Below are 25,883 nucleotides of genomic sequence, written 5' to 3' on the forward strand. Positions count from 1 at the left end.
TTAGGTTTATGCGTCTTTTAATTCGCCTTCCCACTTACTAACTACCGCTGTTGCGATACTGTTACCCACAACATTTGTTGCCGATCGGCCCATATCTAATAGTGGATCTATACCGATAAGCAAAGCCAAACCAGCTTCTGGAATATTAAAACTTGCAATTGTACCCGCAATTACTACAAGAGATGCTCTGGGCACGCCTGCAATACCTTTACTGGTAAGCATTAAAATTAAAAGCATTGATATTTGTTGTTCAAAACTTAAATGAATCCCATAGGCTTGCGCTATAAACAGCGAAGCAAACGTCATGTACATCATCGAGCCATCTAAATTAAAAGAATAACCAAGCGGCAAAACAAAACTTACAATTTTATCTTTACATCCAAAACGCTCTAAAAGCATCATCGTTTTAGGGTAAGCCGCTTCACTACTTGCTGTACTAAAAGCAAGTAAAGCAGGCTCTTTCATATCGTTGACTAATCGGAAAATACGTTTTTTGAGAACTAAAAATCCTAAGAAAATTAATACGGCCCACAGAATACCTAAACCGAGATAAAACTCGCCAATAAAAATTGCATATGTATTTAATACAGATAGGCCTTGTTTAGCAATAATTGCAGTCATTGCGCCAAAAACGGCCAATGGTGCAAAGTTCATTACATAACCAGTCATTTTTAAAATAACATGAGCAATGGCATCAAAAGCTTTAATTACAACCTGACCCAAATCGCCAATTGCAGCTGTTGCCACACCAAAGAATAACGAGAAAACAACAATCTGCAAGATTTCGTTAGTTGCCATAGATTCGGCAATACTCTTAGGAAAAACGTGGGCAATAAAGTCTTTAACACTCATTGATGCTTTTTGAATTCCTGTATTAACCAAATGATCTGGAAGCGATAACTTCATGTGTCTTCCTGGTTCGAACAGATTAACCAATATCATCCCCAAAACCAGCGACATTAACGACATTGCCATAAACCAGCCAAGCGTTTTACCGCCAATTCTTCCTACAGCTTTAACATCGCCAACCTTTGCAACTCCAACTACTAAAGTTGTAAATACTAATGGAGCAACAATCATTTTTATTAGTCGAAGGAAAATATCGCTTAACAGAGTAAAATACTCCAGTTTTTTTTCGCGAATTTCTTCGTTCTCTTTTTTGATTTTAGCATTTAACTTTTTATCAACTTTGAGTTGAGTAAACTGAGCAGTTGTGGTATCGGTAGATTTTGCAATGCTAACTTCTATGTTTTTAACTTTTGCATCAGCGTTAAGTATATTTTGATTATAAACATTAATAGAATTAACATTTAGAATGTAGCCTAAAGCAATTCCTGCAATCAGCGCAATAAAAATAAAAAGCGTGAGTTTGTTTTTCTTCATGAATGATATAAGTTTGTGGCCCTGTTAATTCGGTAAAACTACGATATTTACCGCTTGTAACAAATTTTGATTTCTGCGATAACAAAAAATTAATATAATTTTGGCTATCCTGTAACAAAAAACGCAATCAAACATCTAAAACGCAATTATAACCTAGTAAATGGAACAAAAAGATAAGCTATTTAAAGAGATTTTCGATTCGAATTCCAAAAAAATATTCCATTTATGTTACGGTTATACTGGCGATACTGATTCAGCAAATGATCTTTTACAGGAAACATTTTTAAAAGTTTGGCAAAACCTCGATAAATTCAGAAACAAATCTCTTATCTCTACCTGGATATATAGAATTGCCGTTAACACTTGTTTAACCTATTTGCGTTCAGAAAAAAGACAGGCAAAAGACGAGTTAACTGATAATATAATCGAAAGTAAAATCGAAGAATTTTCTGAAAAGAATGAGCAGGTTGCGCTTCTCTATACCTGCATTTCCAAACTCGAAGAAAATGATCGTTTAATTATCACCATGGTTTTGGATGAGTTACCATATCACGAAATTGCAGATATTTCAGGTATTAGCGAAGGCAATTTAAGAGTGAAAATCCACCGTATTAAACAAAAATTAACAGAACTATATAACCAGTATGCAAGCGTTTGATCAAATACAGGAGTTGTGGCAAAAGCACGAGGTAGAAGTTAAGGTTTCTGCTGATGAAATGTTACAACAAGCTAAAAAAGAAGTAAATGGATTAAAGCTAAAATCGGCTTTAAATATCCTGGGCATGCTTGCTTCGTTTATAGCCATTGCTGCTTTGTGGATATTTTACCATTTCGAATCGTGGACTACACACGTGGGCATTAGCATAACTATTATAGCAATTGGTGTTTATACCTTAATTCTTTATCGTGATTACAGGTTAATCTCAAAAACTGATTTCACGGTTCACCCTAATGAATATCTTAACAACTTAAAAACCTATCAATTAAACCGTTACAAGCTTTACAACTCGCTATATTGGTTTTATGTTATCGCTTTATCATTAGGCATTATATTCTATTTTGTAGAAATTTTGGCTTATTTTAATATGGCTCAAAAGGTTATCGCAGTTGGTTTAACTTTTTTATGGATGCTTTTCTGTTCTACAATTTTAAGGAAAGCAGTAATCAAACGTGAAAAAGAAAGAATCTCATTATTGATCGAAAAATTTGAGCGCATAAGCGGACAAATTTCGGAATAAGATAATTTAGGCACGGTTTTTTCAATAGATTAATTCTATGAAAAACCTGCTTATTGCATTTTTATCTCTACTAATTATACCACTAGTTTCTTTTAAACAGGATTTTACAGAACCCGTTCAGCTAGATTGGAATATACATTTTAAAGGTAAGCCTGATAACAATTCTCCTTTTTATGCGCTTACCGCGATGACCTGGAAGTATAGTTACGGTTCTACTGTTTATCGTAACCGCGTTGAAATAAAGCTGCAAAATGAAATAAGCATTGATAAAAGCCGTTCGTGGGTTAAGCTCGATAAAGTTAAAACTGAAGAATCGAGACAAAACCTTTTGCATCATGAACAAGGCCATGTAAATATTCAATATGTTTTATTAATGGAAGCCGATCGGGTTTTAAAGAATCGCAACTATTCCGTTAAAAACTACAAGGCTCAAATCTCACAATTAGCCAACGAAATTAGTAACTACTTCGACACCATGCAGAAAAACTATGATGAAGAAACTGAACATGGCAGCAATCATAAAATGCAGGACCGATGGGATAAAATAATCAGCGATAAAATGGAAGAATCTAAAGCAGCTTCTGAGCTAAAATAATTTTGGTAAAAAAATTATAGCGCCAATCAAAACCGCTAAAATTGCAGTAACTAATACTCCAGCCGCTGCTAAATCTTTAACAATTTTTATTTGGGGATTGATTTCAGAAGTAACAACATCAGCCAATTTTTCTATTGCAGAATTGAATATTTCTGCTGCGAAAACGATTGCTATCGCCGAGATAATTGCAATCCATTCTAAAGCCGATAAGTTTAAATATAAAGATAGTGCTATTGCTAAAACTGCCGCTAAAAGATGAACCCATCCATTATGCTCATTTGTAAAAAATAATTTTAAACCATTAAAAGCATGTTTAAAGCTCTTGACTCTCGCAATGATTGAAAACTCTTTATCTTTCATTTTATAACCTACAAAGGATGTAATTTAAGGTTTAACTTCGCTGGTTGAAAAACTGTTTCCGCTTAATTTATATTGATATGTTTTAATTATTTTTTTAGTAGAATCAGCTTCATCCTTAACAGGAAAAGAGCGAAATAAATCACCATTTTTTATAAAAAATTTATCATCACCAATATAACCTTTCTTTTGATTTGAACTTAATGAAGGAAAACTTATTTTATTAAAATTACCACCAGAATATTCGAAAACATTTAAATCGAGTACATTTTTTTTACTTAAAAGCTGGATATAAATTTCAGGAGCTCCATCATTATCCAAATCCATATTCCAGGCATCAGTCATTACTCCTTTCCTTTCAGCAGCTTCTGACTTATAAACACTTTTAACCGAATCAGACATCAAAATTTGATAACCACCTATAGAGTCTACGCCTTTTCCCCAACTTACAATTTCGAAATTGAGCCCAGGTTTTACTTCAATATCTTTATAAAATTTAAAAGGGTTTTTCTCCGTTTTTGGATTATCAATTCTAACTTCTTTTACAGGTTCGGCTTCGGAGCATGCAAAACAAAACAGCATCCCTGCCAAAAGCAAAAGATGCTGTAATGTATAATTTTTTATTTTCATTTTATTGGGGACAATTTTATGTTGTACCAAATTAAGAAAATAGCTTTTTAAAACAAAAGATTTTATTTCTTCGCTTCTGCCTTAACCTCTGGAGCACCATTATTTAAAATGGTTTCGCTTGTAACACTTCTTCTGCCACTTGGTGCAATAACTATTGTTCTTAAAGTTCTTTTTTCGCCTTGCGGAACAGTTACTTTTACAGGTGCAGTATATAAAAATGCATTTTCAGAAGGTCGAGAACCATCTAAAGAATAATAGATTTTTCCGCCAACAACTGGGACTTTTAAATCGATGGTAAAATCGCCACCAGTTAATGGTTTATCACTCTGTCCGATTGGTGTAGGAATCCAAAAATTAATATTCATCTTATCTAAACGGGCTAAGTGAGCAGGTAAACGTTCTTCAGCAAAATTCTTTAAATCTTTACGCTCTACAGGACTCCAGGCAATTTCAGATAATGCCATTATACGCGGAAAAGCATGATTTTCTGCTTTTTCTGGCGTTTTGATATATTCTGTCCACATATTAGCCTGAACGCCTTTTATATATTTTCTTTGATCTGCTGTTAAAACTTTCGGAACTGGATCGTAGCCATAAATCTTTTGGTAAGGTGCAAATCCTCCAATTGTTACAGGCTCATCTGGTGAGTTAGACTGTTTATGATCGATGTATAAACCCATTGAACCTGGTGTCATAATTACATCGTGATTTTGTTGGGCTGCAGCAATTCCACCATCTTCACCTCTCCAACTCATTACAGTTGCATTTGGGGCCAAACCACCTTCTAAAATTTCGTCCCAACCAATAATCGAACGACCTTTTCCGTTAACGTGTTTCTCTATAGTTTGAATAAAATAGCTTTGTAATTCATGCTCATCTTTTAAGCCTTTTTCTTTCATTAAAGCTTGGCAAAATGGCGATTCTTTCCAGTAAGTTTTCGGAGCTTCATCACCACCGATGTGAATATATTTTGATGGAAAAATCGCAATTACTTCATCAAGGATATTATTTAACATCGTAAATGTATTTTCTGATGGAACGAAAATATCATCAAAAACACCCCATGTTTGCTGTACTTGTTTTCCTTTTCTACTACCCGACCACGGTGTTTTATCACTTACGAATGTATCTCTATCTGGAAAACAACTTAATTCTGGATAAGCAGCAATTGCCGCCGATGCATGACCAGGTAATTCAATTTCTGGAATAACCGTTATATATCTTTCGGCCGCATATCTTACAATTTCTTTGGCTTCATCCTGCGTGTAAAATCCTTTTACTTCGGTTAAATAATTACCATTTCCAGGGTAATTACCAATAATGGAACCATTTCTAGACGAACCTACTGTAGTTAATTTTGGATATTTTTTTATTTCTAATCTCCAACCTTGGTCATCAGTTAAATGCCAGTGGAAGGTGTTAATTTTATAGTAAGCCAATTGATCCAAATATTTTTTAATAAATGAAATTGGAAAAAAATGACGACTTACATCGAGCATTGTTCCTCTGTAACCAAAACGAGGATAATCATTAATGTCAACCGCTGGAACTATAATTTTATCGCCAGTTTTGCTTGGTAACATTTGCATAACCGATTGAACGGCATAAAATAAACCTGCGCCTTTACCTGTAAGTACGATTTGTGTTGGTGTAACTTTGATTGTGTAACCTTCTGCAGGTAATTTATCTGCTCCTGCTGAAGTTAAAACAATGCTTTTTTGATTTGGCTGTGCGATTTTAGTTTCGCGTAATGCAAAACCTGCTTTTGTAACTACGAATGCGTTTAATAAATCAGCCATCTTTGCGCCGTCGATGCTTTGATTAATTAAAACAGTTGTTTTATCTAAAATAAAATTGCCGTTTGCTCTGGTAACGGAAACTGGAGCAGGGATAATCCCGAGGTTGGGATCAAGCTGCGCAAATGCACTAGTGCTGATTAATACGCCAATAAAAATCGAGAATGCTTTGTTCATGGTTTGATTTAGGTTAAGATAATTTAATTTATTTCAAACTAAGATAGAGATTACAAAAAGAAACTGAACCTCACTTTTTCGTTACAAACCCAGTCAAACGTTTGTTTGCAGTTATTAACAAAGGTTTTGCCTGCTCAAAATTACCTGTAAGTGAATTGCTTTTTGAAACAACCTGGTGGGAAAAACTAACCCAAGAATTACTGTATTAACTGCAATAAACAGGATTGCAGCGACATACTTTTAGCGGCTTGAGGACAGGTTTGCGTGCAGCTAAAAGATATAGCGTAAAGCCTGAAGCAGCTTTAAAAATTGCCTAAATCTTGCTTTACAAAAAAAGAGAAACCTTATTCAGATTTCTCTTTATTAAATATTTTAAATGATTTTATGCTTCGATTGGATGTTCTTTAGCAGCTAGATACCTCTCTGCATCGAGAGCAGCCATACAACCAGAACCCGCAGCTGTAACTGCTTGTCTGTAATACATATCCTGTACATCGCCACAAGCGAAAACACCTTCAATGTTGGTTAAGGTAGATCCTGGTTTGGTGGCTAAATAACCTGTTTCATCCATATCCAACTGGCCTTTGAAAATGTCGGTATTTGGTTTGTGACCAATAGCCACGAAGAAACCCTCAACAGGAATTTCTGATGTAATATTTGTTTTGTTATCGATAACTTTAACTGCAGTTACATTTTTACCATTACCCAAAATTTCTTCAGTTTCGGTATTGTAATGAACAACAATATTTGGTGTTGCTAAAACACGGGCAACCATTGTTTTCGATGCTCTAAACTCATCTCTACGAACCAATAAATGAACTGTTTTACAAAGTTTAGCTAGATAAGTTGCTTCTTCTGCAGCGGTATCGCCCGCACCAACGATTGCGACATCTTGTCCTTTAAAGAAGAAACCATCGCACACGGCACAAGCGGAAACCCCAAAACCATTATATTGTTGCTCACTTGGTAAGCCCAACCATTTTGCTGTTGCACCTGTGGCAATAATTACGGTATCAGCAGTAATTGTTTTAATTTCATCGACCACAACTTTGTGTGGTGTTGAAGAAAAATCTACTGAACTTACATAACCAAAGCGGATATCTGTACCGAAACGTTCTGCTTGTTTACGGAAGTCTTCCATCATTTCTGGGCCCATAATTCCTTGTGGATAACCAGGGAAATTTTCTACATCAGTTGTTTGTGTTAACTGGCCGCCAGCTTGCATACCAGTGTACATAATGGGCTTTAAATCGGCTCTTGCTGCATAAATTGCTGCCGTGTAACCAGCAGGACCTGAACCTATAATTAAACACTGAACGTGTTCGTTTTCTTGTGACATTATATTGTGTGTTTGAAATTCGAATATTGATTACAAATTTAACTCTTTAAACAATTGTTGGCAAGTGCGCATTGTCAACATAGTTTACTTATTAACAGTAACCTAGAAAATTATCTTTATTCTTGACTAGTAAGGTTGTTATTTTCCTTTATTGGCCTTTAAAACCCGAATTACATTTCCGCCAAGAATTTTCTTGATATCACTGTCAGAATAACCACTTTTAACTAATTCTGCTGTTATTTTCGGATAATCAGCTACGCTATTTATACCTATCGGAAAAGATTCTGCACCATCAAAATCTGCTCCTAAACTTACATAATCTATTCCGATTAATTTTACAATGTGATTTATGTGTTTTACCAACAACGATATTGGTGGTCGAATTGCTTCGGCTTCTTTTGGATGATTAAAAATCAAACTATCTATACCATTGCTCCTACCATATTTAGCGCTCAAAATTTTAAGTTCGTTATCATATTTGGCCAGGAAAGCTTTCTGTTTATTATTGAATGTAGAATCTAAAAATCCACTATAAAAATTTATACTAATAACTCCCCCATTTTTACCAACTGCTTTTATTTGTTCATCTTTTAAATTACGAGGAACAGGATTTAATGCATAAGCACAACTATGAGAAACAATTACAGGCTTCGAACTTGCAGAAATAGCATCATAAAAGGTTTTTTCACCTACATGAGATAAATCGACCATTACGCCAAGTTTATTTAATCGTAGTACAACCTGCCTCCCAAAATCATTTAAACCTGCATTTTGAGCTTTTACTTTACCTGTGGTTTCTTCGGCTGCCGAGCTTGACCAGGATGTGCTATTATTCCAGGTTAAAGTAAGATAAGCCATACCGCGTTTAGCTAAACTGTCAATATAATCTAATCGGTTTTCAATCATGTGTCCGCCTTCTACGCCAATCATAGCCGCCAGTTTATTTTGCTTAACTGCCTTTTCTAAATCAGCGGCTGTAGTTACGAGTTGTATTTTATCAGGATATCTTTTAATTAAACTATACAAGGAATCAATTTCTTGATTAGCAACAGCATAACCACCAGTTTCATCGCACCAGATTGAAAAAAACTGTACATCTAAACCGCCCTTTTTTGCCCTAACTAAATCGAAATTTCCTTTAGGCTGAAGTTTTCCTATATCAATTCCAGACTTTATCTGATTAAACAGAATATCGCCATGCGTATCTATAATTATAGCATCTTGATGAATTTTATGAGAGTTTTGAGCATAAAGATTAGTTTGCAATAAAGCGAATACAATAAACAGCAGGGAGATTTTCATATTTTAAATATAAAGCTTTTAGTATCCAGTTAACAAAACATCTACTATGTAGAAATAAAAAAACGCCTAAGCAAATTTAAATTCCTTACAGTTTTATGAATTTATGTTTGAAAAATTCCGACATTAAATTTTTTGGTAATTGGCGATTGATTCGCAGCTTCAATGCCCATCGAAATCACTTTTCTGGTTTCTAAAGGATCTATAATTCCATCAACCCAAAGTCGTGATGCAGCATAGTATGGAGTAGTTTGACTATCGTATTTATCGGTAATTTCTTTTAGCAATTCTGCTTCTTTTTCGGGTGTGATGACTTCGCCTTTTGCTTTTAAAGATGCCTCTTGAATTTGTAACAATGTTTTTGCTGCCTGAGCACCGCCCATAACTGCAATTTTTGCTGTTGGCCAGGCGTAAATTAACCGAGGATCGTAGGCTTTACCACACATAGCGTAATTACCTGCACCATAAGAGTTGCCCATTACAATAGTAAATTTTGGAACAACTGAGTTAGCTACTGCATTAACCATTTTGGCACCATCTTTAATAATACCACCATGCTCCGAACGACTTCCAACCATGAAACCTGTAACATCCTGCAAAAATACTAAAGGAATTTTTTTCTGGTTACAGTTCATGATGAAACGAGCCGCTTTGTCGGCACTATCAGAGTATATCACGCCGCCAAACTGCATCTCTCCTTTTTTCGATTTTACAACCTTTCGCTGGTTAGCTACAATTCCAACCGCCCAACCATCAATACGACCTAAGCCACAAACAATACTTTGCCCGTAACCTTGTTTATATTCTTCAAATTCAGAATGATCAACCAAGCGGTTAATAACATCCATTATCTCATATTGCTTGTCGCGGTTTTCTGGAATAATTCCATACAATTCTTCCTCTTTTTCTTTGGGTTTAGCAGCCTTTATTCTATCAAAACCTGCATTCTGTGGCGAACCTAACATATTCATAATGTTGCGGATGCTATCCAGACAAGCCTCATCATTTGGGTGCTTATAATCAGTTACTCCAGAAATTTCGCAATGCGTTGTTGCGCCGCCTAAAGTTTCGTTATCTACCTCCTCGCCAATAGCCGATTTTACCAAGTACGAACCAGCCAAAAACACCGAACCAGTTTTATCAACAATCATGGCTTCATCGCTCATAATTGGCAAATATGCACCGCCAGCTACACAAGCCCCCATAATTGCCGAAATCTGAACAATTCCTTCTGAAGACATAATCGCATTATTCCGAAACATCCTACCGAAATGTTCCTTATCGGGAAAAATTTCATCTTGCATTGGCAAATAAACCCCTGCACTATCCACCAGATAAATTACTGGTAAACGGTTTTCCATTGCAATTTCCTGCACACGAAGATTTTTCTTGGCAGTCATAGGGAACCAAGCACCAGCTTTAACTGTTGCGTCGTTAGCTACAATCATACATTGCCTGCCGCTTACATAACCGATACCACAAACTACGCCTGCAGATGGACAACCACCTTGCTCTGCATACATTCCGTCGGCAGTAAAAGCCCCAATTTCTAAAAAGTTAGAATCTTTATCAATGAGATAATTAATTCGCTCACGAGCTAATAATTTTCCTTTTTCTTTTTGCTTGGCAGCATTTTTTTCTCCGCCACCTTGATATATTTTTTTGAGTTTGGTTTTCAGCTCATAAACCAGCTGCTTGTTCACATCCTCGTTTTTATTGAATTCGATATTCATGCAGGCAATTTAAATTTATTTTTATAAAAAGCGTGGCGACCAAAACGGTTTCTGGTCTAACTTCGTTTTTAATCACAAACTTTGCTAAGTGGTAATGCGAAGTGCTCAAGGAATTATGACTAAAAAACTTTGCATCCTTAAGGTTAAATATCATTTAAAATAATATTTTTGATGCAAACGCTAACCATGGAACTCACCGTAAATATCCCAGCATTATTATTTCCTGCTATTAGTTTAATTATGTTAGCTTATACTAATCGATTTTTGGCGTTAGCGGCTTTGGTAAGAAGTTTAAAAGTTAAATATGAAGAGGGAGAAAAAAATATTGGCCTTCAAAATCAAATAAAAAATCTTAGATACCGATTAAGACTTATAAAAAATATGCAGGCTTTTGGCGTTTTGAGTTTTGCAAGCTGCCTTTTTTGTATGTTCTTTATTTATCTGGAATGGAATATTGTTGCAGAAATACTTTTTGCCCTGAGCTTAGTATTTTTCATGGTATCTTTAATTATTTCACTAATCGAAATTCAAATTAGCACCAAAGCTTTAGAACTAGAATTAAGCACACTCGAAGATTTAGAAGAAGAATCTATCAGTGGTTTTATTAAAAAGAAATTCAAGAAAGAATAAATACCACCTGAGGAACTATTACTAATAATGCTCCTTAGATGGCAAAAAAATGCAAGCTATTAAGCTGTGATAAAGTGATATAAGAACACTACCTCTGCTGTGAACGCAGGTTTCTTTTGGTCTTCAATTTCCATTTCAATACCCATGTGTACTTTAGTTACACCGCGTAAATTTACAATTGATGAGAGTTTTGCTTTTAATCTAATTTTGCTATTAACAATTACAGGTTGCGCAAATCTCAAACTTTCGATGCCATAGTTAATTTCCATTTTTAAATTCTGAATATCAACAATCTCTTTCCATAAATATGGAATTAGCGAAAGCGTTAAATAACCGTGAGCAATAGTAGCTTTAAACGGACCTTCGTTTTGCGCTCTTTCTTCATCAACGTGAATCCATTGATGATCTAAAGTTGCATCAGCAAACTTGTTAATTTGTTCTTGATTAATAGTGTGCCAAGAAGAAACACCTAATTCTTTACCAAGAAATTGTTCAAACTCGGCATGAGAAGTAATAATTTGCATTGTAATATATTTTTGTCGCCCTGTATTTAGCGGTTTTAAAATTGTTTATTGTTATACTGATAATTTCTTATGTTAAGTTTCTATCTCTAAACCAAACTTCGTCTGGAACGGCAGAAAAATTATCCATTTTATCGATCAAGGTTTCAGCATCCGATTCGTTGAACACCAAATCGCGATTGGCTGGTTTAAGAAATTTGCTTTGCACCATCATTTCCATTTGCGCAAATAACGGATCGTAAAAACCATTTACGTTTAAAACACCTATTGGTTTGTTATGTAAACCTAACTGCAGCCAGGTAAGTACTTCAAAAAACTCTTCAAGGGTACCAAAACCGCCAGGCAAAATTACAAATCCATCGCTTAAATCGGCCATTTTTTGTTTCCGTTGATGCATATTTTCTGTTACAATCATTTCTGTAACGCCCTTATGACCGACTTCTTTATCCATCAAAAACTGCGGAATAACGCCAGTTACCAAACCACCCAACTCTAAAATATCATTGGCTAGAACACCCATAACTCCTACACTTCCACCACCATAAACCAATCTTATTTCTTGTTTTACAAGTGTTTCTGCTAATTGTTTAATGGCTTTACGTAGGGTTACGTCACCATTAAAATTAGAACCACAGTATACACAAACTGCTCTAAGCTTATTCATTTAAATTTAAAATTTACCGAAGTTAAGATTTTATCGTCGCTCTGTAAATTTTAATTCTGCACATAGCTGTTAATTAACCTTTTTTCAGCTTTTTCGAAAGTAATTTCAATAGTTAATTTTAATTTCTAACCTTCTATCATTGCAAGTTCTCATTGCAAAGAAGCCTATAAACGTAAAATAATAAATAATCCTTTTAACAAAAAAGCGCCGAATAAATCGACGCCTTTTAACCAAATATAAGAGAGAAAAAAGATTTTTATTCTAATGGGTAAATATACCTACACGTAAAATACTAAAAAGCATAACGCAAAGTTAAACCGTATGATCTTGGATCGCCGAGTACCCCAGCGTATAAACCTGAGTTGCCTGCAGCAGCTTGCAATTGTTCGAAGTAGTTTTTATTACCAATGTTTCTGCTCCACGCGAACAGCGAGAATTTATCCGATTTAAAACCTAATCGAGCATTAATTAACGAATAACCACTAACATTTAAAACTCTTGACGGCGTTGGGTTGGAAGAATAATCTGAACGATAGCTGATATCGCCAGCAATAAAATACCTGCCTTCTTTTGTCGCTAAATTTCCTTTTATACTAAACTCCGCACCACCAGAAGTATTCCATTTCGAAATACCTGGCAGTCTGCCTCCCGATGCATCTTTAAAAGCAACCTGAGTAGATACTCCGTTAATAATTTCTGTATGTCCCGTTTCTTCTAAAGGCAATGGTGCATTTGTAAATTTAACATACTTGCCATCAAGGTAAGCCACAGCTGCATTTAGAGTCAAAAATCTTTCTAATTGATAGGTTCCATCTATTTCTAAACCGCGTACCTTAACTTTTTCTGCATTAGCTAAGTAACCTCTATTTACACCAAGTTGTGGCGATTGCACATTAGTTTGATAATCTTTAATATCTGTATTAAATGCAGTTACATTTAAAATTGCACCTTTAGTTGGTTTAGTTTTAATTCCTAATTCATAATGTTGAACATATTCTGGTTTTACAACCGCTAAAGTTAAGTCGGCCTCACCTGTAGAAGTTGTTGGCAAACCACCTACATTAACTCCAACTGGTTTATAAGCCGTTGAAAAAGTTCCGTATGCATTAATTTTATCTGTAGGGCGATAAGAAACCGTAAGGTTCCCTGATAAATTATTATTATTCGTATTGATATTAAATAGTTGATTACTATAAACAGCTGCTTTAAGTGCTAGCAAAGCAGCATCCGTTGTTTGTAAACCTCCATAAGTTGTTCTGCTGTAATCAACATCTTTTTTGTCGTAAGTAAAACGAATACCTGGTAAAACGTGTAGATGCTTTACAATTTCATAATCTACCTGTGCAAAAACCGCAGCACTTAAAGATTTAATTGTAGAATTTGTCTTAATTCCGAAACCATCTAATAACCCTGGGGTCGAATATAAAGCCTGACTTCCTGTGTTAGCTGTTTGTACAAATCGCCATTGATCTTTACCAACTTCTTCTGTTTGATCCAAACCTTTTAAATTTTGTGCAAGGGCAAACACACCGATTACACCACTTAGCTTTTCGCTTAAATTACCAGCATATCTAATTTCTTGTGAATATTGATCGTGACGAGAATTACCTTGCGATTTGGTAAGAGCAGCAAGCTCAGAAAAATCCCTATCGTTAGTTGGATCCCAATTCCAGAATCTCCATGCTGTTGTAGAAGTTAAAGTTCCTCCGCCTATTTTGTAATCAACATTTACGGATAAACCACCAATAGATTGATTGTGTTTCCAAGGCGTGTTGGTATTAATTTCTCTAGAAAAAGGATCTACTTTCTGCTGGCTGTAACCTAAATCTGAAACAATTCTGGCGTATTGACGGAAAGCGCTTCTTTCTGTTGCTGTAACTCCTGCTATCACTAACGGATAACCTGCTGGATGCTGAATGCTTGCATCACCACTTAATAATACAGATAATCGATCTGATGGTGTGTAATATAACTGCCCTTTAAAACCTAAATTATTTTGACCGCTATAACTACGTTGTTCTCTTGTATTGTAAATCGTACCATCGCGTTGTGTTCCTGAAATAGACAATCTTGCCGCCAGATTTTTAGCCACAGGACCTGTAATTGAGGTTTTTGCCTGAATAAAATTATAATTACCAAAACTTAATTCCACTTTTCCTCCTGGAATTTGACTCGGTTTTTTAGTAGTAATGTTAAATGCACCAGCAGTTGTATTTTTTCCAAAAAGTGTTCCCTGAGGGCCACGAATTACCTCAATCTGGTCTATATCAATAAAATCTGTCGATGTTGCTGCTGGCCGAGCCTGATAAACGCCATCTACATAAAAACCAACACCTGGATCAATACCATCATTAGTTAACCCAAAGGTAGAACCTAAACCTCTAATGTTTAAAGTAGTATTTCTGGCGTTCGATGCATACAACTGTACAGATGGAACCAGTTCTTTTAAACGATTAACATTAAAAGCACCAGCATTTTCAGCTGCTTGCCCACCAATTACGGTAATGGGAATAGGCACATCTTGTAAAACTTCCGACCGTCTTCTTGAGGTTACAACGATTTCGTCTAATAGCGCATTTTCTACCAATACTAATTCGATGGGCGTATCTTGAATATTTAATATTTGAAAATCCTGAGGTTTATACCCCACCGAACTTACCTGAATGTAAAACGGAGGCTGTTGTTTGGGATTAATACTAAATACTCCAGCAGTATCTGCACTTACCGAAATATTTGTTCCCCTTACTTTTATAGTTGCATTTGGAATTGAGATGCCATTGCTACCTTTTACTACTCCTTTTACAGGATTTTGAGCAATGGCAAAACTTGAAGAAATTATGATTGAAAATAGAATGAGTAAACTTTGTTTCATGATGAATTTAGGTATTGGGTTAGATTTTAGTGGATTAATGCTGCTTTCGAATTTGTTTTGTTTGAGCGAATAGACGACAGCAACAACAGTGTTGGGAGGGGAAAATAGTATGTTTCATTTTAATTTACATTAAATCTATAGATTTAGTAGGCAAATATATTAAAAAAACACAACTACCAAATTTTATTTTGCATAATGTAAAAATTTAATTGCTGCTCATTTAGAATATTTGCTCAATCAAATGGATTTAACGCCATTTAAATCGTATTGTTAAAAGCTTCTGATAAATAGAAAACCCTTATTCGAAAACGATAAATAAGGATTTTGAAAGCAGTATTTCTGCTAATATTTTACAGTAGTCTGGCTTTACACTAAATCTTTTTACCCTTATTCTTCGACTCCGCTCAGAATGACAGGCTAAAAAGGATATCGTTTCAATCCCGTTTATTTGGCCAGGCAATTGCAATTATTTTAGGTTCCACGGCACAATTTTTTGTTATTAAACCTGACAATAGCGGCAGCCCCGAATTTTTTATGAGGGCTACAGCGAATGGCAGGACTGTACTAACCGATCAGCATTGAACTTTCATTTACGAAAATTAAAGTTTAGCTATAAAATAAAAACGAGGCTATCGTTACCGACGCCTCGTTTCTCATTACAAACTACATAATTGTAAGAATTTCTCCCTGCTTTCGAATCAAGGCTTAGCGAAAAGCTTTCCGCATTGAGCCTTTAAACTTAGGTTTATCTTGTGTAGTTTGGTGCTTCTTTAGTAATTGTAATATCATGTGGATGACTTTCACGCATACCAGCTGCAGTAATTTGAACAAATTGTGCTTCTTGTAAAGCTTCGATATTTGCTGCTCCACAATAACCCATACTTGCACGTAAACCACCAATGTACTGGTACATAACCTCAGCTAAAGTGCCTTTAAATGGCACACGACCAACAATTCCTTCGGGAACTAATTTCTTAATATCATCTTCTACATCCTGGAAATAACGATCTTTAGATCCTTGTTCCATCGCTTCGATAGAACCCATTCCGCGGTAAGATTTGAATTTACGTCCTTCGTAGATGATGGTTTCACCTGGCGATTCTTCAACACCTGCAAATAAAGAACCTGCCATTACTGTACTTGCGCCAGATGCAATTGCTTTAGCAATGTCGCCCGTGTGCTTAATACCACCGTCGGCGATAACAGGAACTCCAGTACCTTTTAATGCTTTAGCGCATTCGTAAACGGCATATAATTGAGGAACACCAACACCAGCAATAATTCTTGTTGTACAAATCGAACCAGGACCAATACCAACTTTTACTGCATCAGCGCCAGCATCGGCTAAAAATTTAGCTGCTGCACCTGTTGCTATATTACCTACAATCACCTGTAATTCAGGATATTTTGCTTTTACTTCTTTTAATTTATCAACAACACCTTTTGAGTGACCGTGAGCAGTATCGATTGTAATTACATCAACTCCAGCATGAACCAATGCATCAACACGTTGCAAAGTATCGGCAGTTACACCAACCGCAGCACCAACGCGTAATCGGCCACGCTCATCTTTACAGGCAGCTGGGTAATTTTTAACTTTAGAAATATCTTTGAAAGTAATTAAGCCACTTAAATATCCATCTTTACTAACTACTGGGAGTTTCTCGATTTTATGGTTTTGAAGAATTTCTTCTGCTTGCACAAGGTTTGTTCCTTCTGGTGCAGTAATTAAATTCTCTTTAGTCATTACTTCCGCAATCGGTCTTGTCATATCCTTTTGGAAACGTAAATCGCGATTAGTTATAATGCCTACTAATTTATTATCGATACTAACCACAGGAATACCACCGATTTTGTGTTCTTTCATAATTTTGAAAGCATCAGCAACAACAGAAGTTTCTAATAAAGTAACAGGATCTTGAATCATTCCGCTTTCCGAACGTTTTACCTTACGAACCTCGTCAGCCTGTCTTTCAATAGTCATGTTTTTGTGCAACATACCAATACCGCCATTTTGCGCAATTGCAATAGCAAGTTCAGCTTCTGTTACGGTATCCATAGCGGCAGAAATCAATGGAACATTAAGCTTAATTTTTTTTGTTAAGAAAGTGGCTGTATTTACATCGCGAGGCAGAATTTCAGAATATGCGGGCACTAAAAGTACGTCGTCATAAGTTAAACCTGTAGCAATAAATTTTGTGGAATCGAGTTGCATAGAAAATAAATTAGGATTTATTATATGCGGGGCAAAGATATGGAAAATAGGCGAAAATAAAAGTATAAACTTTAAAATTGATAAATATTAGCCTTTGCTGACAAATTAAGAATTTAAGATTTTTGCGCACTGAATCTAAAAATTTATAATCGACATACTTAATTCTATTAAATAGTTTTTTATTATTGTAGTAACCAAACTATAATTAATACATGCGAAAAACCGCTCTCACTCTCCTATTCCTTATGCTATGCATTTGGATTACGAATCTTTATGCCCAAACTAAACCAACAATTAAAAAAGACTATAAATTTGGCAAGGTTCTTCCCTCCGAATTTGAAATCAAGCCAAATAGCCAAGACTCGTCTGCCTCGGCAATTAAGTTATTTGATATTGGAAACTGCTATTTCGAAATAAGTAATACATCAGGTAGTTTTGTATATGTATATGAAAGACATGTACGTTACAAAATCTTAAATAAGAATGGCTACGATTTAGCTAATTTTAAAATTGAGTTGTATAAAAACAGTAATTCCTCGAAAGAAGATTTGAACTTTATGGATGCTGCGACTTACAATTTTATAGATGGCAAAGTAGCAATCAGCAAACTGAACAAGGATGCTAAATTTAGTGAGGAGTTTAATAAAAATTACATATTTAAAAAATTTGCGCTTCCAAATGTAAAGGAGGGCTCAATTATCGAATTTAAATACAAGATCAAATCTGATTTCATTTTTACTCTTCGTGGATGGCGATTCCAAACAGACATTCCAACACTATATTCTGAATATAATGTAAATATACCCGAATACTTAAATTACAAAATGGATGTTGCTGGTTATTTTGCTGTAAACCACACAATTCATAGAAGTGAGGGCGCAAGTTATGTTCCAGGAATTTCATCAAATGCAATGCATGATCAATATACAGCAGAGAATGTACCAGCACTAAAAGATGAAGCATTTATTACAACAATCGACGATTACATTCCAAAGATCAGTTTTGAGCTTCAATCTACTAGTTTCCCTAATCAATTGCATCAAGATTATACAGGAACATGGCCGAAAATTATTAGCAGCCTTGCTTCTGATGAAAACTTCGGCTTGTTCATAAATAAAAATTCTTATGCAAAGTCGGTTTTACCAGGAATATTAAAAGGTGAAAAAGATACACTTAAGGTTATAAAATTAATTTATGGTTATGTGAAAAGTAATTTGAAATGGGATAAAGAATATTCAAAATACACAACAGCTGTAAATCCAAAAACCATTTTTGAAAAAAAGACGGGTTCATCAGCAGATATAAATCTGTCATTAATCAGCTTGCTTAAAGAAGCAAAAATAATGGCCTATCCAGCATTGGTAAGTACCAGAAGTAACGGAACTCATCCTGGATACCCAATTATTTCGAAATTTGATAATGTTATTGCTGTAACGTCAATCGCTGGAAAAACTTATTTTATTGATGCTACAAATAATGATTTACAATTTGGCATGGTAGATTATGAAAACCTAAGCCATCAGGTTTTTTATATGGATTTGAAAAATTCTGCAGGCCAGTGGATCGATATGGAGCCTGAATTTGCTCAAGAAAGGATATTTTCATATAATCTTGTGTTGGATAAGGAGAATAAACTTAGAGGTCAAATAAATGAATATTCTAAGGGCTATGCTGCTTTCGAACGAAGAAACAGATATAGGAAAACAAATAATGAAGTCGAATTTTTAAAAAACTATAAAAAAGACAAAGTTGGTTTAGAACTTTCAAACTATAAAATTGAAAACTTAGATCTTTTAGATGAAATTTTAACGGAATCGATGAATGTTGTTATTGAGGATAATGTAGAAGAAGCTGGGAATTTGGTTTATTTTAATCCATTATTATATGAAAAAACAAAGGAAAATATTTTCAAACATGAAGAGAGAAAATTCCCTGTTGATTTCGCGCATCCTATTAAAGAAACTTATCGAATAGTTTTAAATTTCCCTGAAGATTATGAGGTTGAAAAATTGCCAAAGAGCGCTGCTTATAAATTGCCTGATGGAAACGGAACATTTACCATAAGTTATGTTAGCGAAGGAAAGGTACTTATGGTAAAAAGTACAATCGCTATTAATAAAACTTTATATGCTCCCGAAGAATATTTTGACTTAAAGGAATTATTTAAAGCAGTTGTAGATAAACAAGCAGAACAAATTGTATTTAAAAAGAAAAGTTAATGAAATATTTATTCTATTTATTTTTAACGGTTTTCATTTTAAATTCTGCTAAAGGGCAAGGTTTGTATGATGTTGCAAAAATCCCTGAAGATTTAAAGCGAGAAGCTGCCGTTGTAATCAGAAATGAAGAACAATTGTTCGAAGTAAAAAGTGTAGGAAGTGCTCAAAACAATTATAAAGTTGCTATTACTATTTTAAATAAGGCTGGCGACGAATATGCTGAAATGCAAGAATTTTATGACAAATTTTCCTCAATATCTAATATAAAAGCCTCATTATATGATGCCTCAGGAAAAAAAATCAAAGATTACAAGTCTTCAGAAATAAAGGACCAGTTATCATCTGATGGTTTTTCCTTATTTCAGGATAATCGGGTAAAACTCTTAAAATTTGTAAACAATAGTTACCCTTTTACAATCGAATATAGCTTTACGCAAGATTTTAACGGTTTATTATATTTTCCAACCTGGAGAGATATTAAGGGTTTTGGAGTATCTGTTGAAAAGTCAGTTAACATCATCCAAAAAAACAAAAATTACCAACTTCGGTATTTAATAAGCAAAGGCCTTAAAACGGATTCAACCATTATTGGCGATAAAGTACGATATAAGTGGGAAAGTGTAAACATTCCTGCAATTAGTAGAGAACCCATGTCTATTGGGATTGATAATGTCTCTTCTTGGGTAAAGGCTTCACCAAACGAATTTGAGTACGACAACACCACTGGAAATTTTGATACTTGGAAAAATTTTGGTTCTTGGATATATAAATTAAATGAAGGAGGAAATAAGCTTCCCGAAGCTACCAGATTGATGGTTCAAAACTTGATTAAAGATGCAAAAACTCCAAAGGAAAAAATCAAAATATTGTATAATTATCTGCAGCAAAATACCCGTTATGTTAGTGTGCAATTAGGGGTTGGTGGCTTTAGACCTATTTTGGCGGAAAAAGTGGCGCAAGTAAACTACGGAGATTGTAAGGCTTTATCAAATTATATGAAAGCATTACTAAATGAAGCAGGCATTCCTTCTAACCTGATCGTTATTGGAAATGGTATGCCAAGTTTAAATACAAATTATTCGAGTATTGGTCAGGCTAATCATATGATTTTGTGTGTGCCTTTAGCAAAAGATACAACGTTTCTAGAATGCACTAGTCAGTATAAACCAATGGGATTTATCGGTTATGATAATGCCAATAGAAATGTTTTAATGATTACCGACTTAGGCGGAAAAATTATAAAAACGCCAACTTACAGTTCAAAAGACAATTACCAAATTAGAAAAACTAAAATAGATTTTACAAATGAAGGTATTGCAAACATCAATATAAAATCTTTGTACGCAAACGCACAATTCGAAGATAATTTTAATGTGTTGCTCAAAGAGCCCACAGAACAGCGTAAAGCATTAATCGAATCTAACATTATTCCAGGAGCTGAAATACTTACGTTTAAATTTGAGCAAGCAGATAAAAATGTACCAATAATGGCTGAAGATATTAGCTTAAGAAGTAACCAGCTATTTACTAAAGGAGGAGATAAAATTTTCTTAATGCTAAATCAAGTAAACAGAAAAGAAAGTGTTCCAATTAAAGTGGAAAATCGAAAAACCTTTTTCGCAGTTTCATTAAGTTACAATGACGAGGATGAAATTATTTACACACTCCCTAAAAATTACACCGTAGAGTTTCTTCCGAAGGATATCTCTCTAAATTCAGAGTTCGGGTCTTATTCTGCAAAATTTGCTATGAAAGATAATGTCATCACCTACACTAGAAATCAGACAATGACTGATAAAAAATATCCTCCTGAAAAATATAATGATTATGTAGATTTCTACAAGAAAATTTTTCAGGCAGATAAGCAAAAAGCAGTTTTAACTAAAGCGTTATAAAAATCAATTAGAATTATGATAAGCGAAAACCAATATTTTGATGGCAATGTTAAATCTTTAGGTTACGAAACTATCTATGGCAAATCGACCATTGGAATAATTAATCCTGGAGAATATAAATTTGGTACGGCCCAAAAAGAAATTATGACCGTAGTTGAAGGTGAGTTATTGGCTTTACTTCCTGAAAGCGAAGAATGGGAAACCTTTAGGGCTGGAAGTTATTTTGAAGTCCCTGCAAATTCTTCTTTTAAAGTTAAGGCTACATCTCAAACTGCTTATTTATGTCAATATAGATAAATAAAAAAGGAGCAGAAATTAAATCTGCTCCTTTTAAAATCAATTAAATTTATAAATCGACTTACTTCTTCCCTACTACAACTTCAATAAATGTGTCAGTAGTTAAATATTTATTCGCAAGCGCAAGAATTTCATCTGCGGTTATTGTTTTTACCTTGTTAATATAGTTTTCATAATAAGTGTAATCCAATCCCGAGAAGTAGATGTTTTTGAATTTATCTGCATGCGAGAAAACATTCTCTAAACTGCCCAGCATAGAGCCTAACATATAGTTTCGCACTAAATTCAGTTCCTCTTCCTCTACTAATTCAGTTTTTAAAAGATTAACTTCTTTATATATTTCCTTCAATGCATCGGCACAAACATCAGTACCAACTTCTGTTGCAATAAAGAAATAACCTGCATTTTGCAAAGAAACTATTCCCGAACCAATTCCATAAGTATAACCTTTGTCCTCGCGAATGTTATTCATCAAGCGTGAACCAAAATATCCACCTAAAACAGTATTTAAAATCTGTAAACCAGCAAAATCTTCGTGCTTACGGTTAATCGCCAACTGCCCTATTCTAATTGCAGATTGTAAAGATTCTGTTTTCTCTTTATAAACTTCTTTTTGAATTGATGCAGGAAAACTAAAAGTATTTTTTAAAGCATTACTTTCTGCCCAATCTTTGCCAAATTGTTCGTTTAAAAGACCAAAACTCTGCTCACTAAATTTGCCAGACACAATAACCGTACAATTATTTGGCGTGTAAGCAGCTTTGAAATAATCAACTAAATCATTTCTTTTTACTTCATCGTAGTGTTTAAGTTGAATATCTACACCATAAGCTGTATCTCCAAACAAAGCATTCGAAAATTCCTTTCTCGAGAGAATATCGTTTTTCTGTAAGTTAACCTGTAATTTCTGTTTTTGGTTTTGGATATAAATATCAAGTTCCTTTTGAGGAAATTCGCTATTTGAAAGTACATCTTTTACAATCGGTAAAACAGATGCTAAGTGTTTGTTCAGTGTGTAAAGCGTTACAGTCGATTGATCCTGACCATATTCTGTTTGAAAGAATGCGCCATAAAAATCGATTTGTTCGGCAATTTCTTTTGAAGAAAGTTTAGCAGTTCCGTTATTAAGCATTGCGCTAACAGCTATTGCTTGCAACGGTTTGTCGGGGTTCCAGTTTACATTTTCGAAAATAAATTCGATGCGTACCAAATCCTGCTCACCAGAATAAATGGTAAAAACAGGAACTCCATTATCTAAAGTGCTTTTTTCTGGTTGAATAAAATTTATGATGGAAACCTGTTTAAAATCAGGTGCGAGCGTACGATTAAGCATTTTCTTCAGTTAAGTAATACAAAGTTGATGATGAATTTTTATCAAAAGTTTCAGATGATATTCTTTTTATATCTTCCGCTTCAACTTCTAAATATTTAGCAGCCTCCTGGTTTAAAATATCTGCATCGCCAAGCAGTTCGTAATAAGCAAGATTCATTGCTTTATCTAATAAACTCATTTCAGAAAACACCAAAACGGATTCTACCTTATTTTTTACCTTGATTAGTTCGTTTGCGCCAACCAGTTCCGATTTAATTTTCTCCAGCTCTTCCCAAATTGCAGCTTCAGCTTTCTCAATAGAAACACCTTCTACTAATTTACCTTCAACTATAAACAATCCTGGATCTAAACTGCTAGATATATAAGCATTAATATCGCTAAAAAGCTGTTGTTCCTTTAACAAACTATTATGCAGACGAGATGATTTTCCGCCTGAGAGAATATCAGAAAGTAAATCGAAAGCGTAATAATCATTGCTTAATCGGCCAGGCATTTTAAAAGCAACATAAATAGCATTTAACGGTACATTAGCTTTAACAGTTTCAGTTCTTGCTTCATTTTGCTTATCCTCCTGAGGTAAATTTCTCTCATATTTATCTCCTGATGGAATTGGTTCAAACCATTTTTCGGCAAGTTTTTTTACATCTTCTGTTTTCACATTACCACCAACTACTAAAATTGCGTTCTGTGGATTGTAATGTTTGTTAAAAAATGCTTTTACATCGGCCATTTTAGCATCTTCAATGTGCGAAAGCTCTTTTCCGATTGTTGCCCAGCGATAAGCGTGTTTTTTATAAGCCAGAGGACGTAATTTTAACCAAACATCGCCATAAGGCTGATTTAAATAACGTTGTTTAAACTCCTCCGAAACAACATTAATTTGAGTTTCAAGGCTTTTTTCTGAAAAAGCAAGACTTAACATTCGATCGCTTTCTAACCAAAATGCAGTTTCTATATTTTCTGCAGGCAAAGTGATGTAATAGTTAGTAATATCGTTACTGGTAAAGGCATTATTTTCTCCTCCAACACGTTGTAAAGGCTCATCGTAATTTGGTATATTAACTGAGCCACCAAACATTAAATGTTCAAATAAATGCGCAAAACCTGTTTGTTCTGGGTTCTCATCACGAGCACCCACATCATATAAAATATTTAAAACTGCCATTGGAGTTGTAGCATCTTCATGTACCAAAACTTTTAAACCATTGCTCAGTGTAAAGCGTTTAAAATCTACCATATAATTTTTTAGAACCGTAAAGATATTATTTTGGTTGGTTTGTTTTTTAGTTGGTTTGTTTTTTAGTTGTAAAGTCATCGAAAACATCTAACAAACCGACACCTAAAAATCTATATTTGACATCCAAAAAACCAAACAACGAACAAACCAACAAACCATTTCTTATCTTTGTACTATGGATACAGCCGATTTACTACAACGGGCATTACATTTTGATTTTCTAAGCCTTGAAGAAGGTGTACATTTATATCACCACGCGGATACAGCATCTTTAATGTTTGTAGCCAACGAACTTCGTAAAATTCAGGTTCCGAGTGGTAAAGTTACCTGGCAAATTGATCGGAATGTTAACACCACAAATGTTTGTATTGCAAACTGTAAATTCTGTAATTTCTTCCGTAGACCAGGCCATGATGAAAGCTATATAACTGATATTGAAACTTATAAGGTTAAAATTGAAGAAACCTTTCGTTTGGGCGGCGACCAGCTGTTATTACAAGGTGGTCATCATCCTGATTTGGGCTTAAGTTTTTATGCTGATTTATTCAAAAAATTAAAGGAATTATATCCTGATTTAAAACTCCATGCATTAGGTCCGCCAGAAATTGCACACGTTGCAAAAATCGAGGGAATTAGCCATACCGAAGTTTTAAAAACTTTAAAAGAGGCTGGAATGGATTCTTTACCTGGTGCTGGTGCAGAAATATTAAACGACCGTGTTCGTCGCTTAATTTCAAAAGGTAAATGTGGCGGACAAGAATGGCTTGATGTAATGAGAGCTTGCCACCAATTGGATATTACAACTTCTGCAACGATGATGTTCGGGCATGTGGAAACGATAGAAGAACGTTTTGAGCATTTGGTTTGGATTAGACAGGTACAAAGTGAAAAACCTGCCGATGCGAACGGATTCTTAGCTTTTATTCCATGGCCTTTTCAGGATGACGGTACTTTACTTAAACGTTTACGTGGCATTAGCAACAATGTAACTGCTGATGAATATATCCGCATGATTGCTTTGAGTAGAATTATGTTGCCAAACATTAAAAACATTCAGGCAAGTTGGCTAACAGTGGGTAAAGCAACTGCCCAACTTTGTTTACATGCTGGCGCAAACGACTTTGGTTCGATTATGATCGAAGAGAATGTAGTTTCTGCTGCTGGTGCGCCACACCGTTTTACGGCAAATGGTATTCAGCAATCGATTAAAGCCGCAGGTTTTGAGCCACAACTTCGTGGGCAAAAATATAACTACCGCGATTTACCAGAACATTTGGAAGAACAGGTAATCACTTACTAATCATATTAATTGATTAAAACATTTAGCTTTCGCTCCTAGCGAAAGCTTTTTTTTGCAATTTCCCCAAATGCAGAAAATTAATCCTCAAATTATTTTGCAATCAAGGTAATTGCTTAATGATGCATACTTTTTTTTCGGCATGAAGTTTCGCTG

The 25,883-nt window shown here is 34.8% G+C and carries 21 protein-coding genes; 8 read left to right on the forward strand and 13 right to left on the reverse strand.

Features of this window, described 5'->3' with window-relative positions; translation table 11 throughout:
- Nucleotides 1-6 precede the first annotated feature (6 nt).
- On the reverse strand, nucleotides 7-1,383 hold the full coding sequence (locus ACZZZI_RS01220; protein ID WP_463488386.1) for a dicarboxylate/amino acid:cation symporter: 1,377 nt from the start codon (nucleotides 1,381-1,383) through the stop codon (nucleotides 7-9).
- A 160-nt stretch (nucleotides 1,384-1,543) separates the two neighbouring features.
- Between ACZZZI_RS01220 and ACZZZI_RS01225 the strand changes: the two genes are divergently transcribed.
- Genes ACZZZI_RS01225 through ACZZZI_RS01235 form a run of 3 tightly spaced genes read left to right on the forward strand, consistent with a single transcriptional unit; the run spans nucleotide 1,544 to nucleotide 3,216 of the window.
- Complete coding sequence (locus ACZZZI_RS01225) at nucleotides 1,544-2,041, forward strand: RNA polymerase sigma factor (protein WP_316761481.1); 498 nt, start codon at nucleotides 1,544-1,546, stop codon at nucleotides 2,039-2,041.
- On the forward strand, nucleotides 2,028-2,621 hold the full coding sequence (locus ACZZZI_RS01230) for a hypothetical protein (protein WP_316761478.1): 594 nt from the start codon (nucleotides 2,028-2,030) through the stop codon (nucleotides 2,619-2,621). The genes ACZZZI_RS01225 and ACZZZI_RS01230 overlap by 14 nt, the downstream gene beginning before the upstream one ends.
- Nucleotides 2,622-2,658: 37 nt before the next feature.
- Complete coding sequence (locus ACZZZI_RS01235; protein ID WP_463488387.1) at nucleotides 2,659-3,216, forward strand: DUF922 domain-containing protein; 558 nt, start codon at nucleotides 2,659-2,661, stop codon at nucleotides 3,214-3,216.
- Here the strand turns inward: ACZZZI_RS01235 and ACZZZI_RS01240 are convergent.
- From ACZZZI_RS01240 to ACZZZI_RS01265, 6 genes are all read right to left on the reverse strand, one after another.
- The gene (locus ACZZZI_RS01240; protein WP_463488388.1) at nucleotides 3,208-3,576 is read right to left on the reverse strand and encodes a diacylglycerol kinase family protein; all 369 of its coding nucleotides are present in this window, start codon (nucleotides 3,574-3,576) and stop codon (nucleotides 3,208-3,210) included. The genes ACZZZI_RS01235 and ACZZZI_RS01240 overlap by 9 nt on opposite strands.
- A gap of 24 nt (nucleotides 3,577-3,600) precedes the next feature.
- On the reverse strand, nucleotides 3,601-4,203 hold the full coding sequence (locus tag ACZZZI_RS01245) for a hypothetical protein (RefSeq protein ID WP_344769205.1): 603 nt from the start codon (nucleotides 4,201-4,203) through the stop codon (nucleotides 3,601-3,603).
- A gap of 62 nt (nucleotides 4,204-4,265) precedes the next feature.
- The gene (locus tag ACZZZI_RS01250) at nucleotides 4,266-6,176 is read right to left on the reverse strand and encodes a beta-N-acetylhexosaminidase (protein ID WP_463488389.1); all 1,911 of its coding nucleotides are present in this window, start codon (nucleotides 6,174-6,176) and stop codon (nucleotides 4,266-4,268) included.
- A 382-nt stretch (nucleotides 6,177-6,558) separates the two neighbouring features.
- Complete coding sequence (trxB, locus tag ACZZZI_RS01255; protein WP_344769201.1) at nucleotides 6,559-7,515, reverse strand: thioredoxin-disulfide reductase; 957 nt, start codon at nucleotides 7,513-7,515, stop codon at nucleotides 6,559-6,561.
- 138 nt (nucleotides 7,516-7,653) lie between these two features.
- On the reverse strand, nucleotides 7,654-8,817 hold the full coding sequence (locus tag ACZZZI_RS01260; RefSeq protein ID WP_463488390.1) for a dipeptidase: 1,164 nt from the start codon (nucleotides 8,815-8,817) through the stop codon (nucleotides 7,654-7,656).
- Between the two features lie 101 nt (nucleotides 8,818-8,918).
- Nucleotides 8,919-10,547: an acyl-CoA carboxylase subunit beta gene (locus ACZZZI_RS01265; RefSeq protein WP_463488391.1), complete on the reverse strand. Its 1,629-nt coding sequence runs from the start codon at nucleotides 10,545-10,547 to the stop codon at nucleotides 8,919-8,921.
- A 186-nt stretch (nucleotides 10,548-10,733) separates the two neighbouring features.
- On the opposite strand from ACZZZI_RS01265, the gene ACZZZI_RS01270 reads away from it, so the two are divergent.
- Nucleotides 10,734-11,177, forward strand: coding sequence for a DUF2721 domain-containing protein (locus ACZZZI_RS01270; protein ID WP_463488392.1), 444 nt, complete (start codon nucleotides 10,734-10,736; stop codon nucleotides 11,175-11,177).
- A 59-nt stretch (nucleotides 11,178-11,236) separates the two neighbouring features.
- Here ACZZZI_RS01270 and ACZZZI_RS01275 read toward each other — a convergent pair whose 3' ends face one another.
- From ACZZZI_RS01275 to guaB, 4 genes are all read right to left on the reverse strand, one after another.
- On the reverse strand, nucleotides 11,237-11,701 hold the full coding sequence (locus tag ACZZZI_RS01275; protein WP_316761448.1) for a MaoC family dehydratase: 465 nt from the start codon (nucleotides 11,699-11,701) through the stop codon (nucleotides 11,237-11,239).
- A 67-nt stretch (nucleotides 11,702-11,768) separates the two neighbouring features.
- Entirely contained in the window at nucleotides 11,769-12,362 is a 594-nt protein-coding gene (locus ACZZZI_RS01280) for an LOG family protein (RefSeq protein ID WP_424060172.1), read from the reverse strand.
- 292 nt (nucleotides 12,363-12,654) lie between these two features.
- Nucleotides 12,655-15,234 (reverse strand): TonB-dependent receptor, encoded by a 2,580-nt coding sequence (locus tag ACZZZI_RS01285; protein ID WP_463488393.1) that lies wholly within the window; start codon nucleotides 15,232-15,234, stop codon nucleotides 12,655-12,657.
- A 745-nt stretch (nucleotides 15,235-15,979) separates the two neighbouring features.
- A complete protein-coding gene (gene guaB, locus ACZZZI_RS01290) occupies nucleotides 15,980-17,449 on the reverse strand; it encodes an IMP dehydrogenase (protein WP_316761441.1) in 1,470 nt (489 codons plus the stop codon).
- 245 nt (nucleotides 17,450-17,694) lie between these two features.
- On the opposite strand from guaB, the gene ACZZZI_RS01295 reads away from it, so the two are divergent.
- The 3 genes from ACZZZI_RS01295 to ppnP are packed head-to-tail and all read left to right on the forward strand — an operon-like array spanning nucleotide 17,695 to nucleotide 21,860.
- Nucleotides 17,695-19,668 carry a DUF3857 domain-containing protein gene (locus ACZZZI_RS01295; RefSeq protein WP_463488394.1) on the forward strand — a complete coding sequence of 658 codons (1,974 nt, stop codon included), beginning with the start codon at nucleotides 17,695-17,697 and terminating at the stop codon, nucleotides 19,666-19,668.
- Entirely contained in the window at nucleotides 19,668-21,563 is a 1,896-nt protein-coding gene (locus tag ACZZZI_RS01300; protein WP_463488395.1) for a DUF3857 domain-containing protein, read from the forward strand. Before ACZZZI_RS01295 ends, ACZZZI_RS01300 begins: the two co-directional genes overlap by 1 nt.
- A gap of 15 nt (nucleotides 21,564-21,578) precedes the next feature.
- Nucleotides 21,579-21,860, forward strand: a complete 282-nt coding sequence (ppnP, locus tag ACZZZI_RS01305; RefSeq protein ID WP_463488396.1) for a pyrimidine/purine nucleoside phosphorylase — start codon at nucleotides 21,579-21,581, stop codon at nucleotides 21,858-21,860.
- Nucleotides 21,861-21,921: 61 nt separating this feature from the next.
- On the opposite strand, the gene ACZZZI_RS01310 is transcribed toward ppnP, so the two are convergent.
- Both ACZZZI_RS01310 and ACZZZI_RS01315 read right to left on the reverse strand, forming a co-directional pair.
- Nucleotides 21,922-23,193, reverse strand: a complete 1,272-nt coding sequence (locus tag ACZZZI_RS01310; RefSeq protein WP_463488397.1) for a M16 family metallopeptidase — start codon at nucleotides 23,191-23,193, stop codon at nucleotides 21,922-21,924.
- Nucleotides 23,186-24,430 (reverse strand): M16 family metallopeptidase, encoded by a 1,245-nt coding sequence (locus tag ACZZZI_RS01315; protein ID WP_463491752.1) that lies wholly within the window; start codon nucleotides 24,428-24,430, stop codon nucleotides 23,186-23,188. Before ACZZZI_RS01315 ends, ACZZZI_RS01310 begins: the two co-directional genes overlap by 8 nt.
- A gap of 175 nt (nucleotides 24,431-24,605) precedes the next feature.
- On the opposite strand from ACZZZI_RS01315, the gene ACZZZI_RS01320 reads away from it, so the two are divergent.
- Nucleotides 24,606-25,730 carry a CofH family radical SAM protein gene (locus tag ACZZZI_RS01320; protein ID WP_316761430.1) on the forward strand — a complete coding sequence of 375 codons (1,125 nt, stop codon included), beginning with the start codon at nucleotides 24,606-24,608 and terminating at the stop codon, nucleotides 25,728-25,730.
- The last annotated feature ends 153 nt before the right edge of the window (nucleotides 25,731-25,883 follow it).

It is taken from the genome of Pedobacter sp. AC190 (genome assembly GCF_979258025.1).

Excerpts from the sequence above, each read along its gene's own strand:
- ACZZZI_RS01320 (WP_316761430.1), top strand. The coding sequence starts at position 24,606 with ATGGATACAGCCGATTTACTACAACGGGCATTACATTTTGATTTTCTA.
- ACZZZI_RS01230 (WP_316761478.1), top strand. The coding sequence starts at position 2,028 with ATGCAAGCGTTTGATCAAATACAGGAGTTGTGGCAAAAGCACGAGGTA.
- ACZZZI_RS01250 (WP_463488389.1), bottom strand. The coding sequence starts at position 6,176 with ATGAACAAAGCATTCTCGATTTTTATTGGCGTATTAATCAGCACTAGT.
- ppnP (WP_463488396.1), top strand. The coding sequence starts at position 21,579 with ATGATAAGCGAAAACCAATATTTTGATGGCAATGTTAAATCTTTAGGT.
- ACZZZI_RS01240 (WP_463488388.1), bottom strand. The coding sequence starts at position 3,576 with ATGAAAGATAAAGAGTTTTCAATCATTGCGAGAGTCAAGAGCTTTAAA.
- ACZZZI_RS01295 (WP_463488394.1), top strand. The coding sequence starts at position 17,695 with ATGCTATGCATTTGGATTACGAATCTTTATGCCCAAACTAAACCAACA.
- ACZZZI_RS01300 (WP_463488395.1), top strand. The coding sequence starts at position 19,668 with ATGAAATATTTATTCTATTTATTTTTAACGGTTTTCATTTTAAATTCT.
- ACZZZI_RS01235 (WP_463488387.1), top strand. The coding sequence starts at position 2,659 with ATGAAAAACCTGCTTATTGCATTTTTATCTCTACTAATTATACCACTA.
- ACZZZI_RS01225 (WP_316761481.1), top strand. The coding sequence starts at position 1,544 with ATGGAACAAAAAGATAAGCTATTTAAAGAGATTTTCGATTCGAATTCC.
- ACZZZI_RS01275 (WP_316761448.1), bottom strand. The coding sequence starts at position 11,701 with ATGCAAATTATTACTTCTCATGCCGAGTTTGAACAATTTCTTGGTAAA.
- ACZZZI_RS01310 (WP_463488397.1), bottom strand. The coding sequence starts at position 23,193 with ATGCTTAATCGTACGCTCGCACCTGATTTTAAACAGGTTTCCATCATA.
- ACZZZI_RS01315 (WP_463491752.1), bottom strand. The coding sequence starts at position 24,430 with ATGGTAGATTTTAAACGCTTTACACTGAGCAATGGTTTAAAAGTTTTG.
- guaB (WP_316761441.1), bottom strand. The coding sequence starts at position 17,449 with ATGCAACTCGATTCCACAAAATTTATTGCTACAGGTTTAACTTATGAC.
- ACZZZI_RS01220 (WP_463488386.1), bottom strand. The coding sequence starts at position 1,383 with ATGAAGAAAAACAAACTCACGCTTTTTATTTTTATTGCGCTGATTGCA.
- ACZZZI_RS01270 (WP_463488392.1), top strand. The coding sequence starts at position 10,734 with ATGGAACTCACCGTAAATATCCCAGCATTATTATTTCCTGCTATTAGT.
- trxB (WP_344769201.1), bottom strand. The coding sequence starts at position 7,515 with ATGTCACAAGAAAACGAACACGTTCAGTGTTTAATTATAGGTTCAGGT.
- ACZZZI_RS01280 (WP_424060172.1), bottom strand. The coding sequence starts at position 12,362 with ATGAATAAGCTTAGAGCAGTTTGTGTATACTGTGGTTCTAATTTTAAT.
- ACZZZI_RS01285 (WP_463488393.1), bottom strand. The coding sequence starts at position 15,234 with ATGAAACAAAGTTTACTCATTCTATTTTCAATCATAATTTCTTCAAGT.
- ACZZZI_RS01265 (WP_463488391.1), bottom strand. The coding sequence starts at position 10,547 with ATGAATATCGAATTCAATAAAAACGAGGATGTGAACAAGCAGCTGGTT.
- ACZZZI_RS01260 (WP_463488390.1), bottom strand. The coding sequence starts at position 8,817 with ATGAAAATCTCCCTGCTGTTTATTGTATTCGCTTTATTGCAAACTAAT.
- ACZZZI_RS01245 (WP_344769205.1), bottom strand. The coding sequence starts at position 4,203 with ATGAAAATAAAAAATTATACATTACAGCATCTTTTGCTTTTGGCAGGG.